Origin of the sequence: Asticcacaulis sp. (assembly GCF_051954415.1) — a bacterium.
In the GTDB taxonomy this organism is placed as follows: domain Bacteria; phylum Pseudomonadota; class Alphaproteobacteria; order Caulobacterales; family Caulobacteraceae; genus Asticcacaulis.
Window position 1 is genome coordinate 31,028 of sequence record NZ_JBQCHT010000017.1, and the last position, 18,539, is coordinate 49,566.

Below are 18,539 nucleotides of genomic sequence, written 5' to 3' on the forward strand. Positions count from 1 at the left end.
AACTAACAAATGATTTTGGCGCTTCCAGAAGCCGGAAACGTTACGATCGCTGTCGAGATGAGATGCTGATCACCCAAAGGCACCGGACCTTTCACATTTAAGGAAAGACAGGTAAACTTTGATGGCGTTTCGCGTCCCGTCTAATTTCGGCATCCGGGGGCTCCCGGATATTATGGATCAGGCGGCCCCTGATCCCCGAAGGTCTCTGACAGAACGACACGAAGAACATAGGTTCTCCAGGCCGAGGCGCGCTCATTACAGGCAAAGCGTTGATAAATCAAGAGGTCGGATCGTGTTTTCTCGGATGATACCGGACGGCTTGAATATGGCGCAAATTCCCACTGTCGTATAAATCATGCCAAAACCACAGCCCTTTAATCGTAAAGTCGCCCTCCTCGCCTTTGACGGAATGCCGCTATTCGAGTTCAGTATTGCGGTAGAGCTGTTTGGCCTGGACCGTCCGGAAATGGGCCCGAACTGGTACAGCTTTCAAATCGCAAGTCTCGAAGGCAGCCCTGTGCGCACTACGGCCGGTCTGCATGTAATAGCTGATACCGGATTGGAGATTTTCGCGGATGCCGGCACAGTCATCATTCCGGGCTGGCCGATCGACCGCCCCGTTCCGGTTGAACTGACCAAGATCCTGCTCACATCCCACAGACGCGGCGCCCGTATCCTGACCATCTGTTCCGGCGTCTATGTCCTTGCCGCCAGCGGCCTGCTGGCCGGCAAACGCGCCACCACGCACTGGAAATATACCGATCACGTCAAGGCCGCCTATCCGGAGATCGAAATCGTGCCCGATGTGCTTTATGTCGACGAGGGCCAGATCCTGACCTCGGCCGGTAGTGCCGCCGGTATCGACCTGTGCCTGCATCTGATCCGTCGTGATTTCGGTCCGGCCTCTGCCAATACCGTGGCGCGCCGCCTGGTCGTGCCGCCGCACCGGGATGGCGGCCAGGCGCAATTTATCGAGCGAAGCGTGCCGGTCAGCTATGAAAGCGATCGCCTCGGCCCCCTACTCGATCATATGCGCAAGCACCTCCATCAGGAGCATCGCATCCCGGACCTGGCCCGGCGTGCCGGCATGAGCGAACGCACCTTTCTACGCCGCTTCAGCGAAGCAACGGGCATGACACCGGCCAAATGGCTGCTGAACGTAAGGCTGTGCGAAGCCCGCGATCATCTGGAGACCAGCGACATCAGCATTGAGCGCATTGCCGAACATACTGGCTTCGGCACACCGACCAATCTGCGCCACCACTTCCGCGAACAGATGGGCACCACCCCCACCGCCTACCGGCAAACGTTCGGACGAATGTCCGCATGAGCCGGCGCCACCAACGTGGTTAATGAAATTCTAACTCCGAATCGCGTCTGATGCGTTTCATCAGCGAGTACGCCGCGAGTTCAGGAGACGTCATGTCCGCATATGAAGCCATTTACAAAATCATGAGTACCATGCCGGTCCATACCGGCGAGATCACGGCTGAAATGCGCGGTATGATCACCGCCACGAAAACCAAAAACATCCAGACCATTCTGGCCTATCCGCTGAAAGTCGGCGGCACATATATGCGCGTGGCGCTGATCCATCTGCTCAGCTTCCACTATCAGGCGCACCTGTCGCGCGGTTCCTATGTCGCCGTCGGCCCCAACCGCGAACCCTATTTTCCGCTGATCTTCAACCAGCACGTCCTGACCGACACCACGCCGCGCGCGGCCGTCATGCACCTGCACACGGTGGCCACACAGGCCACCACGGAGATCGTCGAAGCCTTCGATATCCCGGTCCTGATTGCCACGCGCAATATTTTCGACACGCTCGTTTCCTGGGCCAACCACCAGGAGAAGAACCTGGCGACCGGCGGCTATCCCGACTGGGATTTCCTGACCGAGAACGGCAAGCCGTTTTCGGAAATGACACCCGAAGAACGCCGGCATGGCCTGGTTCATTTCGCGCCGCTGTGGTACGCGCGTCATTATGGTAGCTGGCTGCGTTATTCAAAAGCCTGCATCGAAAAGGGCGCGCGTCCGCCCCTGTGGATGCGTTACGAAGATCTCGTGGAGCGTCCGGTCGACCTGCTTATGGCCATCATCCAGCATGTCGACCCCGCCCACACCTACAGCCGCGAACAGGCGCAGGCGGCCTTGCAACTGGCCATGCAGGACAAGGAGGCCGTGCGTTTCAACAAGGGCGTCGGCGGCCGGGGCGACGCCTATTTCAGCGCCGAAGAGAAGCAGGTTATCTACGACATTATCAAGACCGCCGGCGAACCGGACCTGATTGAACTGGGCGTCCTGCCCGATCCGGACGCCGAGGCAGAGCGCCTCGCCTCCTGAAGACAATATAAAAGGGGAAGATGCGCCTACATCTTCCCCCACATTACCGGAGCTGCGGCAACCCGGAGAGGAAGTTCACTCAGATAAACCTGTCATCCGCCAAATAATGGCAGGAAATAAATGAGGCAAAAGCAGTATTAAGTCGCCTTGAAATCTCGCGGCTCGCATAACACTAATATGCCGAATCCCACAAGCCTGAAAATACCGCAACGGCACATGAAGTCGAGTGAACAATAGGTAATGTTTTCATGAGGTATTTTGCATAAACATGCAAATTTCTTGGCTGCCATTATTTACATTTGTTACAACTTGACGACGCCGTCGGAACGGACGACTTGATTTCAAAACGCCGCCTTGCCAAAAGATGCGCAAGGAGTTTCCATGCTGAATGATATCCATAGTTTTCTGGGCACTACCACACCGTCCGCCTGGGTCGGGGCGGCGCTGCAGAACCAGGACCTGCTGCTGCTCGACCACAAGAACTGCGAATACAAGGCCGCCAGCAACGCCATCAACCTGATGGCCAAGTACCAGGAAAGCGATGCCCTGGCCATGGCCATGGCCCGCCTGGCGCGCGAGGAACTGGCGCATCATGAGCAGGTGATGAAGATCATGAAGCGGCGCGGCATTGCGCTACGCCCCCTCACCCCGTCACGCTACGCTATGGGCCTGCGCCGCCTGTGTCGCCGCACCGAGCCCGGCATGATGATCGATATCCTGCTGATCAGCGCTTTTATCGAGGCGCGGTCGTGCGAACGCTTCGGCGCCATCGCGCCGCATCTGGATGAAGAACTGGGAAAGTTCTATTTCGGCCTGCTAAAAAGCGAGGCGCGTCATTTCACCGGTTATCTAAAACTGGCGGCCCTTTATGGTGATGCGGATGACATTGCCCGCCGTATTCCGATTATCCGCGAAACCGAACAGGCGCTGATTGCCGAGCCCGATACCGAATTCCGTTTTCACTCAGGCCCGCCGGCATAAAAAAAGCCGCTCCATCTCTGGTGCGGCTTAATTCTTATGTCCAAAAACTCGCTGTGGCCGGGCGAAAATGGCTGGTTTTCGAGAAGCGAAGCGCAGCGTACTTAAGTACGTGAGCATCGCATCGCAGAAAGACGGCCATTTGCAGCCTGCCGCAGTAGAGTTTTATTAGGAAGCGGAGGCCGTATCGACCTTCACGCCCGGCCCCATGGTCGAAGACAGAGCGATCTTCTTGACATAGAGGCCCTTGGCGCCGGACGGACGCGCCTTGACGAGCGCATCAACCAGAGCCTTGACGTTCAGTTCGAGGGCTTCGGTCGTGAAGGAGACCTTGCCAACGCCGACGTGAACGATACCGGCCTTTTCGACGCGGAACTCGACCGCACCGCCCTTGGCGTCCTTGACGGCCTGGGCGACGTTCGGGGTGACGGTGCCGACCTTCGGGTTCGGCATCAGGCCGCGCGGACCCAGCACCTTACCGAGGCGACCGACCAGGGCCATCATGTCCGGAGACGCGATGACGCGGTCGAAATCCATGAAGCCGCCCATGATCTTTTCGACCAGGTCTTCGGCGCCAACGACTTCAGCGCCGGCGGCGAGAGCTTCTTCAGCCTTCTTGTCCTTGGCGAACACGGCGACGCGGACGTCCTTGCCGGTGCCGGACGGCAGGTTGACAACGCCACGGACCTGCTGGTCGGCGTGACGCGGGTCAACGCCCAGGTTGACGGCGATTTCTACGGATTCGTCGAACTTGGCCTTGGCGTTCGCCTTGACGACGTTCAGGGCTTCGGTCAGGCCGTAGAGCTTGTTGGCGTCGTTTTCCCACGCCTTAATACGCTTTGCGATCTTGGTCATATTAGTCCACCACCTGCAGGCCCATGGAACGGGCGGAACCTTCGATGATCTTGGTCGCCTGATCGAGATCGTGGGCGCTCAGATCCTTCATCTTCTTTTCGGCGATATCGCGCAGCTGAGCGCGCGTGATCTTGCCGGCGGAATCACGGCCCGGCAGCTTGGAGCCGGACTTCAGGTTCAGCGCCTGCTTAATGAAGAAGGTCGCCGGCGGAGTTTTCGTCACGAAGGTGAACGACTTGTCCTGATAGACCGTGATGATGGTCGGAAGCGGCGTGCCCTTCTCGACATTTTCAGTGCGGGCGTTGAATTCCTTACAGAAACCCATGATGTTGACGCCGCGTTGACCCAGTGCCGGGCCGATGGGGGGCGAAGGCGTGGCAGAGCCGGCCTTCACCTGGAGCTTGATATAGCCCAGGATTTTCTTAGCCATTGGATATCTCCATATAACGCTCCGGGGAGCGTATTGTGAGCCGTGGTGCGCATCTCTGCTCCCACGGATTTACCCTCGTCGTGCAACGAAGAGCGCGCGCTATAACCGCTTTGTCATGACTTGGCAAGGCTTAGCCGGTTTAAAACCGATACAATGCCGCATTGACTTATACCCATTAGGGGTATATCCACCACATACCCTACCTAGGTATAAGGATGTCAAGATGGCGCATCACCCCTCCCATTCCGCCCAACTGCCCGCGCTCAACCGCGCCGCCGGACAGATAGAAGCCATCAAGCGCATGGTCGCGGACGGACGCTACTGCATCGATATCCTGACCCAGCTTCGCGCCGCCCGCAGCGCCCTTAAATCCATCGAGCTGGCCGTACTGGAAACGCACATGCAATCCTGCCTCAAGCGTTCCGCCAGCGAAAACGAAACGCAGCAGGCGGCACAGATCGCCGAGATCATGATTCTGCTCAAGAAGTACGAATAGGCGGATACCATGCCCGAACACGCTCATCATCATTCACATGCCCCAGATTCAAATGCCCCTTTTGACAACGGTCATGAAGCCAAGTCCTGCTGCCACGGCCATACAGCGCCGGTAACGCCCGCCCCTGCGCCGAAGGCGGGTGAGGCCGTCATCTATACCTGCCCGATGCATCCGCAGATCCGCCAGGAAGGCCCCGGATCGTGCCCGATCTGCGGCATGGCGCTGGAGCCGGAAGTCATTACCCTGGAGGACACCGCCAATCCGGAACTGGCCGATATGACCCGTCGCCTGTGGATTTCCGTCCTCCTGTCCGTCCCGGTCGCCATACTGGCCATGGGCGCTCATCTGGGCCTGTCATCCCTGGTGCCGGATCGCCTGTCTGTCTGGATACAGCTTATCCTGTCCACGCCCGTGGCTCTGTGGGGTGGCTGGCCCTTCCTGGTGCGCGGCTGGCAATCCCTGACGACTCGCCACCTCAACATGTTCACCCTGATCGCCCTGGGCGTTCTGGTGGCCTGGGGCTACTCCGTCGTGGCGGTGCTGGTGCCGAATGCCTTTCCGCATATGACCGGCATGACGCCCGACGTCTATTTTGAAGCCGCCGCCATCATCACCACCCTGGTGCTGGTCGGCCAGGCGCTCGAACTGAAGGCGCGCGCCCAGACCGGCGACGCCATTCGCGCCCTGCTGAAACTGGCACCAGCCACGGCCCATCGCCTGCGCGACGGAGAGGAAGAGACGATCCCGCTTGAACAGGTGCAGGTCGGGGACACCCTGCGCATCCGTCCCGGCGAAAAGGTGCCGACCGATGGCGAGGTGATCGATGGTGCCAGCCATGTCGATGAATCCATGCTCACCGGCGAGGCCATGCCTGTCAGCAAACAGCCGGGTGACAAGGTGACCGGCGCCACGGTCAATCAGGCCGGCAGCCTGACGATGAAAGCCACTCGCATCGGTAACGACACCCTTCTGGCGCAGATCGTCGCCCGTGTCGGCCAGGCGCAGCGATCACGCGCGCCCATCCAGCGCGTCGCCGATACGGTGTCTGGCTGGTTCGTGCCGGCCGTCGTCCTGTGCGCCGTGCTGGCCTTTGCCGGCTGGATGCTGTGGGGACCGGAGCCACGTCTCGGCCACGCCCTGATGAACGCCATCGCCGTGCTTATCATCGCCTGTCCGTGCGCCCTGGGCCTGGCCACGCCCATGTCGATCATGGCCGGCACCGGCCGCGCCGCCCGCGAAGGCATACTGGTACGTGACGCCGCCGTTCTGGAAGCCTTGGAGGGCGTAGACACCCTGGTATTCGACAAGACGGGCACCCTGACCGAGGGCAGACCGCGCCTGATCGCTGTCAGAACGATCGGCGCGATCGACGAGGACCGCGTACTGGCCCTGGCGACGGCTGTCGAAGCGCTCAGCGAACACCCGATCGCCGACGCCATTGTCAGGGAGGCAAAGGCCAGAAATCTGCCAGCTCATGTTGTCAGTGACTTCAAGGTTCTGAACGGCAAAGGTGTCACCGGCACGGCTGACGGCACGGCCATCGCACTCGGCAATGCCGCCCTGCTCGGAGAGACGCCGGAACTGACCGCGCTGGCTCAGCCTTACCGCGATCAGGGCCAGACGGTTGTCTGCCTCACACTCGATGGCGCGCCCGCTGGCATCATCGTCGTCGCCGATCCGGTCAAGACCACCACGCCTGCCGCCCTGAAGGCTCTGGCGGCGGACGGCCTGAATGTGATCATGCTGACCGGCGATAACGCAGCCACAGCCCAGGCGGTGGCGGCGTCACTGGGTCTGACGGACGTGCGCGCCGATGTCCTGCCCGACCAGAAGGTCGATGTGATCGAGGATCTGATCCGCGAGGGCCGCAAGGTGGCCATGGCCGGCGACGGCGTCAATGATGCCCCTGCCCTCGCCGCCGCCACAGTTGGCATCGCCATGGGCAACGGCACCGACATTGCCATGGAAAGCGCCGGCATCACCCTGATCCGGGGCGACCTGGGCGGCATCGTCAAGTCACGTGCCCTGAGCCGGGTGGTGATGCGTAATATCAAGCAGAACCTGGTCTTTGCCTTTGCCTACAACACCATTGGCGTGCCGGTGGCAGCCGGCCTGCTCTATCCGGCATTTGGCCTGTTGTTGTCGCCGGTCATTGCGTCGGCGGCCATGTCGCTCAGTTCGGTATCCGTCATCGCCAATGCCCTGCGCATACGCGCGGCAAAGCTTTAAGTACCACTGCCGAAGCGATAGGTCAGCGCGATTTTCAGCGCCCGCAGGTTCGGCCTGCCTGTTGATACGGTCTTCAGCGCCCGTGTATCCACGACCGTGCTGAACCGTGACGTGTTGAAAATATCGGTTGCGCTGACCACAAGCGACAGTTTGTCATCCAAGGGGTGCTGGTAACTGGCGTCAAGGCGGCAAACGCCGCGGGTATAGCCTTGCAGAGTCAGGGCCCGGCTGTACCCCGTCGCATTGAGCTGATATTGGTCGCCATTGTCGGCATCATATTCGAGCAGCACATTGCCGGACCAGCCGAACCGGCTGCGTGTGCCGCCATCCGCAAACGGGAATTCCGTGTAGGACAGATTGCCATTGGCAGAATAGCTCAGGCGCTTCGACAAGGGGCCGCGCCAGGTCAGTTCGAGTCCGCCGGACCGGCTGCGGCCGGAATTGATGCGACTGGTCAGCAGCAGGCCGTTATCCGTCAGTTCGGCATAGCCCGTGAAGCTGCCGCGCGTTTCGCGGTAATATAAGGTCGCGTCAGCACCGAAGTCCTTTTCATCATAGGCATAGCCTATCTCGTATGACTCCGTTGTCTGCGGCTTTAGTTCCGGATTCCCTGAAAACGCCTTGAAGGCGCCGAAGTAGCGGATGCCGGGATCGAATTCACCGAGGTCGGGACGCAGCACGCGCCGGCTGTAGTCGATTTTCAATCGCGTCTTGTCGGTCAGATCCCGGCCGGCATGAAAGGATGGATACCAGACCAGGACATCGGACTTCCCCGTATCCACCAACCGCAACTGCTCCCTTTCTGCCCGCAGGCCGCTCAGAACCGTCCAGCGCCCCACCGGCATCTGCCAGGTGGCATAGAGGGCCGTAAGTGTGCGGCTGGCTGAAAAACCGTCGAAATAATCCGCCAGCCCGATCGCCAGTTCGGCACTTTCCGAACCGGATTGCAGGTTCAGGCCCACTCGATCGAGCGACGCACCAAAGGTCAGCCGGCCAGATCCGAACCGGCGCTCATAATCCCCCTGCGCCCGATCCGTTGCGCCTTCGCTGTAAAACAGGGTATCATAAGGATATCCGCCCACCTGGTCATAGGCCGAAGCCGTTCGGCTCCGGTTTTGCAAATGTTCGGCCGTCAGGGAGAGATATTCGCCATGACTGTCACCGGTGTAGTCATAGAGCACCTGAACATCGCTGTGCCGGTTAGTGCTTCGGATATCGGAACGCTCATCGAAGTCATCCAACCCGCGATAATAGGTCATGCCGCGGCTGACAGAGTCATAGCGGCCCGCCTCTCCCTTGAAGGTCAGCCCGGCGTGGTCTGACAGCTTCCAGGCCACGCTGAGCCGGCCATTTACCGAGGCGGAAACGGCTCGCGCGTGATCTTCACGGTCAGTGATGTCATAGCCGTCCGCGTTTTCGTTGAGCGCTTCCTGGTGGAGATAAAGCACGCTGCGATCAAGAAAATGATCAGCATAGAACTGGCTGTTCACTGTCCAGCGATCGGTTTCCAGCGTGGAGGAAAGTGAAACATTCCCCTGCCCCAGCGTGTTGATCTGAGTGGGCACCTCACCGGAGCGCTTCATATGACTTCGCCGGTGGGTAATGAGGTTAATGATGCCGCCCGTCCCTGCCGGGGCAAATTGCGACGAAGGCGTGGCCATGATTTCGATGCGTTCAACCGTCCCCGATGGCAGATTTCGGATCACCGCATTGCCTTCCGGCGGCGCCTTGCCATCAACCAGGATCGTTACGGCGCCGCCCCGCAGCGTTACAGCGCCATTCGGAGAAAGCGTGACTGAGGGCAGTTTGCGCAATATATCGGCAATGACGCCGCTGTGCGCTTCGGCATCCTGAGTGATGTCGTAGGTCAGGTGGTCAGGTGTTTCAACCTCATGCCCGGTCACCACAACCTCAATCTCGGCGGGCAAGTCGGACATGGCCTGTCCATGTGCCATACCGGCAGCCATCAGGCCCAGGCCAGATACGGCACAAATGATCGTCTTCATGCCTTTCCCCATATGGCCGAACGCGGCATAACACAGACACCGGACACAAAAAAGCGCTCCGGCTTACCGAAGCGCTTTTTGACATCTAGCCTTTAGCCATTAGTGATTTAAGCCGTCTTCTCGACCTGGGCATATTCCAGTTCGACCGGCGTGGCGCGCCCAAAGATCGACACCGAGACGCGTAGGCGGGCATGTTCCTGATCGACCGATTCCACAACGCCATCGAAGGACGCGAAATGGCCGGAAACGATCTTGACCTTCTCGCCGATATCGAACGACAGGACGGGCATCGGACGCTCGACCGCGGCGGCCGAATTGCCGAGGATGCGATCGACTTCCTTCTGCGACACCGGCATGGGCTTCGAGCCGGAACCGAGGAACCCGGTGACCTTCGGGGTGTTCTTGACCAGGTGGTAGGCTTCGTCCGAAAGCTCCATCTTCACCAGAACATAACCGGGGAAAAACTTACGTTCCGAATTGAACTTGCGGCCACGACGTACCTCGACCACTTCCTCGGTCGGAACCAGAATTTCGGAAAACTTGTCTTCCAGACCTTGCGACTTCGCCTGATCACGCAGGGCTTCTGCCACCTTCTTCTCGAAATTGGAATAGGCGTGAACGATGTACCACTTGTGGTTCGGGTTGGAGAGAACCGGCGTTTCGGAATGTGCAGCGGTTGCCATATAATTTTATCCTTGCAGGCCGATTTTAGTGACGTAGTTGGTCAGGAAGCCAATGCCGCCGTCAACCACAAAGAAGAAGACACCGGCCAGGACGACCATGATCAGCACCATGACCGTGGTGATCCAGACTTCCTTGCGGGTAGTCCAGGTGATGCGCTTGGCTTCGATCTGGACTTCCTTGAAGAACTTCGTCGGATTGAACGGCTTTTTCGGCGCCTTTTCAACGGCGGCCGCACCTGCCGGCGCCTGCGCGACGTTTATCTTGCCAATGGCGACCTTGCGGCCCGGCTCAACGGTCTTGGTCTTCGTCTCAGGTTTCTTCACCGTCAAAAACGCCTATTCAATGTGAGCGCCGCGGAGCGCGGCTTCCGAACAACAAAAATGAGGCTAGAAACCCAGGTTTCAAGCCTTTGAAAAGAGAAAGTGGCAGGGGCGGAGGGATTCGAACCCACGACATCCGGTTTTGGAGACCGACGCTCTACCAGCTGAACTACACCCCTGCAGTTCTCAGGGACAGTCCGGAACAGAATCCGTACATATCCATGGGAGGCGTGCGGTTTATCAGTGGATCGACCGGCGCGCAACAGGCAATCTCAGGATTTTTCACAGCTTAAATGACTTAAGGGACAAATGCCGGATCGACAATGGCCCAGAAGGCGGCTTTCGGATCCCCCACCTGATCGAACAGCAAGGGATAATTCTTGCGTGTGACCGGGAAGTTGTCCAGCCAGGTATGATTATCGGCCACACCCCAAAGCGTCACGCATTCGACACTGGCGTGCGCAGTGAAGACGTCAAACAATTCCCTGTATTTTAAAGCCTGCGCGGTCATCGCCGTATTGAAAGCAGCGGTGCCCGTTGAAATCTGCGCGGCGCAGCCGGTGCCGCTGAAGCAACTGACCGGATCATTGTAGACCGAGACATCCATCTCCGTGATGTGATTGATCAGACCTTTGCCCTCGACATCGCTGAGGGCCGCCTCGACCTGCGCCGCCGAGGGATAGCCGGTGTTTATGTGCATCTGGTGGCCCACACCATCGACAGGCACACCCCGATCCAGCATTCCCTGGACAATGGTCATCAGGCGTCCGCGTTTGGCGGCGTCCTCGGTCGAATATTCGTTGATGAACAGCTTTACGGACGGATCCGCAGCACGCGCCGCACGGAAGGCATAATCTATGAAATCGGACCCGAAAATCTGATACCAGTCGGAGTTGCGGTAAGTGGCCGAGGCATCATCGCTGGTTACTTCATTGACCACATCCCAGCAATAAACCTTGCCTTTGAAGTGAGTCACCACATCAGTGATGTAGGTTTCCAGCCGTCCCCGCACCAGCGACTTATAGGTTGCCATATCGCTGCGGTCGCCATCAAAAAACCAGGACGGCGAGGTCTGGTGCCAGACCAGCGCGTGACCACGTACCGCGATACCGTTGGCTTCAGCAAAAGCAATGAGCTTGTCGGCTTCGGTAAAATTATAAACGCCAGCCGAGACACCGATCGGATTGGCCTTCATCACGCTTTCCGCTGTGAGCGTGCTGGCGTGCTTGAGCAGTAGTTCATGTGTAGGCGATTGCGTGGTCAGCCCCGGATCGACCGCGAAACCGATCTTGAAATGACCGGTGAAATGCGTCTTTAGCGCCGGCGCGGTCGCAGGGTCCGGCAGGCTGGAAGAACTGGAGGACGAGGAAGAAGAACTGGAAGAGCTGGAAGACGAACTACTGCCGCCACCTCCGCAGGCTGCGACCAGTCCGGAAGCGGCCACACTCAGCAGCAACCCACGACGGTTCATTTGTCCCGTTGGCTTCATTGGCTCCATCCCTGATATTTTTATATGTTAAAAATCATTAAATGATAGCGCTATCAGGGCGTCAAGTGTTCTTTGCAGCCGACTATCAAATCTTACGAATGAACGAAATGGCTCACCAGCCAGACCAGCAGACCCACGACCGGCAGGCCGGCCCAGATGGCCACGCGCGTCAGCAGACCCGATCGCCAGGTCGCCACAGGTTTCGGCGGCACGCAGATGCTCATGCGGTCATAGGTACCGATCTCCGTATAGGCACGGTCGAGCGCCATCTTTTCATCGGCCGATAACCAGGGCCGCAAGACGGTGTAGTCCCGCACCGCCTCATACCCTTCCGCCGTCTGGCGCGGCGTGAAGCTGAGACGCAGGCCGCCGAAATCCCATATTTTGGCTTTGTCCGGCCAGGTCAGAGGCAGGGCTGTTTTGATCAGGGTGGTGATCCGCCCTTCGCGTACATCGCCAATATCGAAAGGGAACCGCCGACGGCCTTCGGGCTCTTCCAGCACATAATCAAAGCCTGATTCCGGGCTGAAGAAGACCCTGGCTTCGCCATTGGTATGCCAGGGATTATCGGTCGTCACCAGGGTGGTGATGGTGATCTCGTTCAGCCGGCGATCATCGACCATCTGCGGAATGGCGCACATGTTCATGCCATAGATATAGCTGAACAAGGCGCAGCGGTCCTCTACATAGCTCGTCAGACTCTGGTGGCGCAATTCGCGCCGCACGCCATCGGCCCGCGCACCACGATAGATGTAATCAATCTCGATCAGGGTTTCCTCACCCGTATTATCGGGCAGGTGGATGACTTCCCGCACCTCGTAATCCAGGCCCGGAGTCTTTTCCATCATGCGGACCAGGTCGCCGCCGGGTTTGAGGATCAGGGCGTAGCCGAGGTCGTTCTGCGCCATGTGATCGAGGTCGCCGCCCTGCGCCACGTCGGACGTGCCTTCGAACCAGTACATCCGCCCCTCATGAACGCACATGGAAATGCAGTGGTTGAAGGAGCCCAGGCGCGGCTGGGTATTGATCAGGTCGAAGCCGCGCTTCGTATCGACAAGGGCCGGCCAGCTTTCCACGCCCATCTTCGTCAGCATGGCCGCGATCATCTTGGAGACATCCTTGCAGTCACCGATACGGTCCGCGAATATCTCTTTCAGGGAACGCGGCACAAAGCCGCCCTCGCCGAAGGAAAAGGCGAAATAGCGGATGCTTTCCTGCACCCAGCGCACGGCGGCGACGATGCGGTCTTTCGTCTCTTCGTGGTCGGTTTCAATCTGCCGGATAACTTCAAGCAGTCCCTCCGGATAATCGTCATCGCCCTCGAAGCCGGCGCGCATGACGTCGGCGACCCGCGGCCAGTTATCGATACTGGAGGCATAGGCGCCGCGCACCGGCATGACCCAGCCCGGCGCATCGTCCTCATAGTCGCATTCACGAACGTGATCGGCCGCGAACAGGATTTCGCTGTAACCGTCATCGAGCTTGCTGACCTTTGGTTCGATCCAGCCCAGCGGAAACGGCTGCATGTACATCTGGCGCTCCGGCGGCACCAGCAGGCGGGCATGACGCCTGTCCCAGTAGACGACATTTTGCAACATGACCGGCACCGAGAACTCACCCTGGAAACAGGCCGGATCACCGGTCAGGGTCATAGCGGTATCTATGATGTCCCCGACCCGCACGTCCGGCAGGGTGATGGCCAGGGTCCAGCGCCCATCCAGCACCAGGCGCTCGAAACTGCGTTCGCGGCGCATGACAATGTAGCGCGACTGGACATCGACCTCGATCACCTCGTCGCCGCGCAGAATGCGGATATGGTGGATGGTCAGGTCATCATAATAGGGATTGAACGGCAGAGTGACATTGGCCAGGTAGCTCAATGACGACAGATTGACCACTTCTTCGATCGTGCGGTTATACCGCGACGGCCGGATATCTAGCTTCGACTGGTCATCGACCAGCCATGTATAGAAGCCATAAGGCGCCTTGGATTGATCTAGCGTGGGCGGCCGCCGAAATGCCTGCACCTTCACCCAGTCGGGTTCCGGCGCGAAACGGATATGCCGCCTGACCTCTTCCTCGTACACGTTTCCCACCCCAACAAACGCCGATAAATCAGGCCCGGCCTGCTTGATGCTGACCGGGCCGTTAATCGTTAACACAAGGCTTGACCCTGTAAAGGTCTAAACCGTGGGAGTTGAGTTTAAAGAATTTCCAAGGCTTCAGCCTTGGCAAGGGCAAGTGCCCGCCGCCGCTGATGCGGCGAGCCTCGCGGCGCCTGAGCGCTAAAATGCCCCAACAATGACGTTGCCCGAACCCATCACGGACTTGCTGATATTACCGGAGACCGTCCTGACGCGCACATCGCCGGAACCGACGATATTCACTTCCAGGGACTTGGCTTCGCCTCCGAAGCGCACATCACCCGATCCGGCGATATTCACCTCCATTTTCGATGCCGTGCCGCTATCCAGCTTCACATTACCTGAACCGCCGATATTGACCTCGACTGGGCCGCTGACCTGACTGACGAGGATATCGCCATTGCCGCCAATATTGGCCTCGATGGCATTGACCGAAGTGGCGGTGAAATTGCCGGACCCGCCGATATTGACCGCCGCATCGGCACTGCGCGTCAGGGAGACATCGCCCGAACCACCGATATTGATCTCGGCCTTTCCGGCGACATCGCCAAGCTGCCAGTTGCCGCAGCCGCCTTCGCTAAACTCCAGCGACTGGCTGGCGCCCAGCTTGCCGTAGGTAGCGCCGCCGGCCGAGACCCTGGCATCCATCGGCACCTTGATATACACGGTCGGCAGGTCTGCGCTGGCCACAGAGCCCATGCCGCCGATATCGACACCGCCGGCCTTGCAGTTCAGATGACGCCCGCGCAGCTTGCCATCGGCCACCAGCGTATTGCCTTTGGTCGAGACCATGATCACCGGCACCTTGGCAGTGCCATAGGCAACCTTCAGTTCGACATCAGGGCGGTTTTCCGGCGTGACCACCACACGGGCGGCGATATTCTTCAGTTCAACCTCGGTATGGGCCGAGGCGGCGTCGGCGGCCATGAGGGCACAAATGGATACGGCGGAAATCAGGGCGAAGGTTTTCATGATCGGATGTCCTTTGAAAGGGTGTTGAACACATTTTGGACACAAGGCACGCCGCAGACAACTTAATTAGCTGTCATGAAGCGTTTGTAATCAAACAGAAAAGGACCGGAGGTTTTCCCCCGGCCCTTTCAGTTACCCGTTCGGCTTGAGCTTGCGATTGAAGAAATCGAGCTGGAGCCGGAATTTTTGCAGGTTGCGTTCGTTGCCTTTCAGGCCATGGCGCTCCCCCGGATAGAGCATCAGTTCAAACGGCACGCCGGTCTTTTGCAGGGCCGCCATCACCCGCGTCGAGTTGGACAACTGGACATTATCATCCGACATGCCCTGCATCAGCAACAGCGAACCGGGCTTGAGATTTTCCAGACGGTTCAGCACATCGGATTTGGCATAGCCGTCCGGATTGTCCTGCGGCGTCGACATGTAGCGCTCAGTATAGGCCGTGTCGTACAGTTCCCACTGGGTCGGCGGCGCACCGGCATTGCCGGCCGCAAACGGCGTATCCTTGGCCGTCAGCGCCATCAGGGTGACGAAACCGCCCTGCGACCAGCCCATAATGCCGATATGATCACCATCAACATAGGGCAGGGTTTTCAGCCAGTTGGCGCCCATGATCTGGTCGTCGATATCCGGCCCGCCAAATGACTTGTAGATCGAACGGCCGAACTTGACCGAACGTCCGGGGGTGCCGCGGTTATCGAGCGAGAAGACAATATAGCCGGCTTCCTGCCACAGACGCGTTGACGGCGCGACCCAGGTCTTTTTCACGGTCTTGGCCGCCGGACCGCCATAGATGGAGACGATCACCGGATACTTTTTCGCCGGATCGAAGCCCTTGGGCTTAAGGATTGAGTATTCCAGCTTTTCGCCATCGGCGGCGGTCAGTTCGCCGAATTCCGGCGCGCTATATTCATCTTTGTAGGGCGCATAGGGATGGCTGGCGTCGAGCCCGTTTTCCTCGATCCAGCGCAGACGCTTGCCGGTGCCATCATAGAGCGCGGTCTGCGGCGGGGTTTGCGGATCGGAGTAGCCGCCAATAAACGCCGCGCCACCGCCGGAGACATCGGCCGACCACCAGCCGCCGGATTTCGTCAGGGCAACGGGTTCGCCCGGCTTTTTGAAATTAACCTTATAGAGGCCGTGTTCAATGGGCGTATCCTTCGAGGCGGTGAAATACAGTTCGCCAGTCTTCTCGTTAAGATCGGCCAGTTTGTCGACCGGCCAGTCGCCATGCGTCACCTGGCGGATCAGCTTGCCGTCAGAACCATAGTAGTAGAAATGCTTATTGCCGTCGCGCTCGGACGACCAGATGAAGCTGCCATTGGCCAGCAGGCGGAAGTCATCATGCAGTTCGACCCAGGTGTCAGAGGTTTCCGACAGGATCACTTTTGAACTGCCAGTAGCCGGATCAATCTGAAGCAGGTCCAGGGTTTTCTGGTCGCGGCTGAGGCGCTGAACGTAGAAGCTTTTGCCGTCCTTGGCCCAGTTGACGCGCGCCAGGTAGATATCTGGGTTGCTGCCGAGATCGACCTTCACATCACCGCCACCGATCGTCTTGACACAGAGTTCGACCACGGCATTGGGCTTGCCGGCGAAGGGGTAGCGCTGATCGACGATCTTGATGCCCTCGCCGCCGATTTCAACGCGCTGGGCGATATCGACGCCGCTTTCGTCCGTCTTCTGATAGACCACCTGGGTCGATTTCGGGCTCCACCAGTAACCGGTATGGCGGTCCAGTTCTTCCTCGGCGATAAATTCGGCCGTGGCGTAGGTGGTTGTGCCCTCGCCCTTCGGCGTCAGCGCGATTTCCGTGCCCGACGTCAAATCCTTAAGGTAGAGCGTTTGGTCACGCACATACGAAATGCCCTTGCCATCCGGCGTCAGCTTGGCATCGACCTCGTCGCCGGCGGTATCGGTCAGGCGCGTCACCTTTTTTGTGGCGCGATCAACCATATAGACATCGCCATCGAGCGGCAGCAGGATAGACTGGCTGTTTTCGGACCATTCATAAGCCACCACACCACGCGCCGAAACGCGCATCCGTTCGCGGCGCGACTTCTCGGCCTCGGAAAGCGCCTTGTCGGATGAGGTCAGGCTGTCGGCATCGACCAGCAGATAGGGCTCACCGCCCTTTACCGGCACAGCCCACAAGTCCTGGATATTGTGGTCCGTTTCCTTCGGCTTGAGGAAGGTCAGCAGCGTGCCATCCGGCGACAGCCTGACGCCTACGGCACTCGGTCCGGACAGGGCCGGATCGGCAAAAGCACGCTCCGGCGTGAGGGCGATTTGCCGGGCAACAGCGGCAGACGTATCGGCCATGGCGGCTCCCGTCATCATCGTGGTGGTCATCAGAAACGATCCGAAAAGAATCGCGGACAGACGGGCGGATTTCATCAAGGCGTACTCCCCATAAACGGAAGCGCCGACGCTATCCCCGCGCCGGCCTGCCCGTCAAGCCCGTTGCGATTGCAACTATGGCCAGATACCTGGCTTAAGGGGGCGGAGTTCATCTTCAAGACCGGCATCGATCAGCAGATCGCGCGCCTTGTCGAAGTGTTCTTCGCTGACCAGTACACGTTTGGGGAACATGCCGATGGAACCTTCCGCTGCACTGATGGCCTGATCTGCGACGAAGTAATGGATGTCCAGCTCCTTGAGCAGCGATTCCACAAAGGAAATCAGGGCCGGATTATTGGCGCGGATCAGTTCTTTCATTCACTCGGTCTCGTCAGAATAAATATGGCGCACAGGACGCAGACGCCCGCCGGCGCAAAGCGCCACCATCCATGTAACAGGAAAGCGGAAATGACGGAACTGATCGCCATGGCCGTTACCGCGGCGATCTTGGCGCTTCTGGCGATGGCGCCCCGCTCACGAAAGGCACGGATCGGCGGGCCGATCTTCGGATGATTCATGATCCTGGCTTCCCAGACCGGATTGGACCGGGCAAAGAAAACGGCAGCGACGATAAAGAATACCGTGCTCGGCATGACCGGCAGGAAGGCCCCGACAATTCCGAGACCCACAAAAAACAATCCCGCCAGCATGAAAACTATTCTCATGTGCAGAGCATAGCGTGAAAGTTTGGAAAGGCAAAGGGGCACGGCCCCTTTGATCCCGAAACATGACCGCAGTTAAATGACATCCCACAAAACTAAAAACCCCGCCGGTTTGCACCGACGGGGTTCAGTATTTTGTCGTACCGTTTCCGCTTGATGGAGATGTTTCCACCTCCACCGTAGCGTTTCCGGGTCCAGGGACGAGTCCCTGGTTACTCGACGATCTTCGACACGACGCCGGCGCCGACGGTACGGCCGCCTTCACGGATAGCGAAGCGCAGCTTCTCTTCCATGGCGATCGGAGTGATCAGCTCGACGTCCAGTTCGGCGTTATCGCCCGGCATGATCATTTCCACGCCTTCCTTCAGCTTCACGATGCCGGTCACGTCGGTCGTACGGAAGTAGAACTGCGGACGGTAGTTGGTGAAGAACGGGGTGTGACGGCCGCCTTCTTCCTTCGTCAGGATGTAGGCTTCGGCAACGAACTTGGTGTGCGGGGTGATCGAACCCGGCTTGCACAGAACCTGACCGCGTTCA

Annotated in this window: 17 protein-coding genes, 1 tRNA gene and 1 pseudogene; 5 read left to right on the plus strand and 14 right to left on the minus strand. The window is 58.9% G+C overall.

What is annotated here, in order from left to right; translation table 11 throughout:
* Window positions 1-355 precede the first annotated feature (355 nt).
* On the plus strand, window positions 356-1,330 hold the full coding sequence (gene ftrA / locus ACTHND_RS05670; protein WP_440176624.1) for a transcriptional regulator FtrA: 975 nt from the start codon (window positions 356-358) through the stop codon (window positions 1,328-1,330).
* 92 nt (window positions 1,331-1,422) lie between these two features.
* Window positions 1,423-2,343: a hypothetical protein gene (locus ACTHND_RS05675; protein WP_440176626.1), complete on the plus strand. Its 921-nt coding sequence runs from the start codon at window positions 1,423-1,425 to the stop codon at window positions 2,341-2,343.
* 246 nt (window positions 2,344-2,589) lie between these two features.
* Here the strand turns inward: ACTHND_RS05675 and ACTHND_RS05680 are convergent, their stop codons facing one another.
* Complete coding sequence (locus tag ACTHND_RS05680) at window positions 2,590-2,820, minus strand: hypothetical protein (RefSeq protein WP_440176628.1); 231 nt, start codon at window positions 2,818-2,820, stop codon at window positions 2,590-2,592.
* Between ACTHND_RS05680 and ACTHND_RS05685 the strand changes: the two genes are divergently transcribed.
* Window positions 2,725-3,324: a tRNA-(ms[2]io[6]A)-hydroxylase gene (locus ACTHND_RS05685; protein ID WP_440176630.1), complete on the plus strand. Its 600-nt coding sequence runs from the start codon at window positions 2,725-2,727 to the stop codon at window positions 3,322-3,324. The genes ACTHND_RS05680 and ACTHND_RS05685 overlap by 96 nt on opposite strands.
* 165 nt (window positions 3,325-3,489) lie before the next feature.
* Here ACTHND_RS05685 and rplA read toward each other — a convergent pair whose 3' ends face one another.
* Window positions 3,490-4,176 carry a 50S ribosomal protein L1 gene (rplA, locus tag ACTHND_RS05690; RefSeq protein ID WP_440176632.1) on the minus strand — a complete coding sequence of 229 codons (687 nt, stop codon included), beginning with the start codon at window positions 4,174-4,176 and terminating at the stop codon, window positions 3,490-3,492.
* Between the two features lies 1 nt (window position 4,177).
* Entirely contained in the window at window positions 4,178-4,606 is a 429-nt protein-coding gene (gene rplK, locus ACTHND_RS05695) for a 50S ribosomal protein L11 (RefSeq protein WP_090642689.1), read from the minus strand.
* A gap of 223 nt (window positions 4,607-4,829) precedes the next feature.
* Here rplK and ACTHND_RS05700 point away from each other — a divergent pair, with 223 nt between their 5' ends.
* Window positions 4,830-5,102: a metal-sensitive transcriptional regulator gene (locus ACTHND_RS05700; RefSeq protein ID WP_440176634.1), complete on the plus strand. Its 273-nt coding sequence runs from the start codon at window positions 4,830-4,832 to the stop codon at window positions 5,100-5,102.
* Window positions 5,103-5,111: 9 nt separating this feature from the next.
* On the plus strand, window positions 5,112-7,331 hold the full coding sequence (locus ACTHND_RS05705; RefSeq protein ID WP_440176636.1) for a copper-transporting P-type ATPase: 2,220 nt from the start codon (window positions 5,112-5,114) through the stop codon (window positions 7,329-7,331).
* Here the strand turns inward: ACTHND_RS05705 and ACTHND_RS05710 are convergent.
* The 11 genes and pseudogenes from ACTHND_RS05710 to tuf all read right to left on the minus strand — a co-directional run.
* On the minus strand, window positions 7,328-9,337 hold the full coding sequence (locus ACTHND_RS05710) for a TonB-dependent receptor plug domain-containing protein (protein WP_440176638.1): 2,010 nt from the start codon (window positions 9,335-9,337) through the stop codon (window positions 7,328-7,330). The two genes, ACTHND_RS05705 and ACTHND_RS05710, sit on opposite strands and share 4 nt — an antisense overlap.
* A gap of 107 nt (window positions 9,338-9,444) precedes the next feature.
* The gene (nusG, locus tag ACTHND_RS05715; RefSeq protein ID WP_090642685.1) at window positions 9,445-10,020 is read right to left on the minus strand and encodes a transcription termination/antitermination protein NusG; all 576 of its coding nucleotides are present in this window, start codon (window positions 10,018-10,020) and stop codon (window positions 9,445-9,447) included.
* 6 nt (window positions 10,021-10,026) lie between these two features.
* Entirely contained in the window at window positions 10,027-10,344 is a 318-nt protein-coding gene (secE, locus tag ACTHND_RS05720) for a preprotein translocase subunit SecE (RefSeq protein WP_440176641.1), read from the minus strand.
* Window positions 10,345-10,444: 100 nt separating this feature from the next.
* Window positions 10,445-10,520: transfer RNA gene (locus ACTHND_RS05725), tRNA-Trp, on the minus strand.
* A gap of 119 nt (window positions 10,521-10,639) precedes the next feature.
* Complete coding sequence (locus ACTHND_RS05730) at window positions 10,640-11,812, minus strand: endo-1,4-beta-xylanase (RefSeq protein WP_440176643.1); 1,173 nt, start codon at window positions 11,810-11,812, stop codon at window positions 10,640-10,642.
* A gap of 110 nt (window positions 11,813-11,922) precedes the next feature.
* Complete coding sequence (locus ACTHND_RS05735; protein WP_440176645.1) at window positions 11,923-13,992, minus strand: DUF3857 domain-containing protein; 2,070 nt, start codon at window positions 13,990-13,992, stop codon at window positions 11,923-11,925.
* Window positions 13,993-14,115: 123 nt separating this feature from the next.
* Window positions 14,116-14,946, minus strand: a complete 831-nt coding sequence (locus ACTHND_RS05740; RefSeq protein ID WP_440176647.1) for a GIN domain-containing protein — start codon at window positions 14,944-14,946, stop codon at window positions 14,116-14,118.
* 132 nt (window positions 14,947-15,078) lie between these two features.
* Window positions 15,079-17,280: a DPP IV N-terminal domain-containing protein gene (locus tag ACTHND_RS05745; protein ID WP_440176653.1), complete on the minus strand. Its 2,202-nt coding sequence runs from the start codon at window positions 17,278-17,280 to the stop codon at window positions 15,079-15,081.
* Between the two features lie 135 nt (window positions 17,281-17,415).
* Window positions 17,416-17,658 (minus strand): putative signal transducing protein, encoded by a 243-nt coding sequence (locus tag ACTHND_RS05750; protein ID WP_440176649.1) that lies wholly within the window; start codon window positions 17,656-17,658, stop codon window positions 17,416-17,418.
* On the minus strand, window positions 17,655-18,005 hold the full coding sequence (locus tag ACTHND_RS05755) for a YbaN family protein (RefSeq protein ID WP_440176651.1): 351 nt from the start codon (window positions 18,003-18,005) through the stop codon (window positions 17,655-17,657). Before ACTHND_RS05755 ends, ACTHND_RS05750 begins: the two co-directional genes overlap by 4 nt.
* Window positions 18,006-18,214: 209 nt before the next feature.
* Window positions 18,215-18,539: pseudogene (tuf, locus tag ACTHND_RS05760) on the minus strand (elongation factor Tu); the annotation flags it as partial.

Bases quoted from the DNA above. Each gene is read 5' to 3' on its own strand.
- ftrA (WP_440176624.1), top strand. From the start codon at position 356: ATGCCAAAACCACAGCCCTTTAATCGTAAAGTCGCCCTCCTCGCCTTT.
- ACTHND_RS05675 (WP_440176626.1), top strand. From the start codon at position 1,423: ATGTCCGCATATGAAGCCATTTACAAAATCATGAGTACCATGCCGGTC.
- ACTHND_RS05685 (WP_440176630.1), top strand. From the start codon at position 2,725: ATGCTGAATGATATCCATAGTTTTCTGGGCACTACCACACCGTCCGCC.
- rplA (WP_440176632.1), bottom strand. From the start codon at position 4,176: ATGACCAAGATCGCAAAGCGTATTAAGGCGTGGGAAAACGACGCCAAC.
- rplK (WP_090642689.1), bottom strand. From the start codon at position 4,606: ATGGCTAAGAAAATCCTGGGCTATATCAAGCTCCAGGTGAAGGCCGGC.
- ACTHND_RS05700 (WP_440176634.1), top strand. From the start codon at position 4,830: ATGGCGCATCACCCCTCCCATTCCGCCCAACTGCCCGCGCTCAACCGC.
- ACTHND_RS05705 (WP_440176636.1), top strand. From the start codon at position 5,112: ATGCCCGAACACGCTCATCATCATTCACATGCCCCAGATTCAAATGCC.
- ACTHND_RS05710 (WP_440176638.1), bottom strand. From the start codon at position 9,337: ATGAAGACGATCATTTGTGCCGTATCTGGCCTGGGCCTGATGGCTGCC.
- nusG (WP_090642685.1), bottom strand. From the start codon at position 10,020: ATGGCAACCGCTGCACATTCCGAAACGCCGGTTCTCTCCAACCCGAAC.
- ACTHND_RS05730 (WP_440176643.1), bottom strand. From the start codon at position 11,812: ATGAACCGTCGTGGGTTGCTGCTGAGTGTGGCCGCTTCCGGACTGGTC.
- ACTHND_RS05740 (WP_440176647.1), bottom strand. From the start codon at position 14,946: ATGAAAACCTTCGCCCTGATTTCCGCCGTATCCATTTGTGCCCTCATG.
- ACTHND_RS05745 (WP_440176653.1), bottom strand. From the start codon at position 17,280: ATGATGACGGGAGCCGCCATGGCCGATACGTCTGCCGCTGTTGCCCGG.
- ACTHND_RS05750 (WP_440176649.1), bottom strand. From the start codon at position 17,658: ATGAAAGAACTGATCCGCGCCAATAATCCGGCCCTGATTTCCTTTGTG.
- ACTHND_RS05755 (WP_440176651.1), bottom strand. From the start codon at position 18,005: ATGAGAATAGTTTTCATGCTGGCGGGATTGTTTTTTGTGGGTCTCGGA.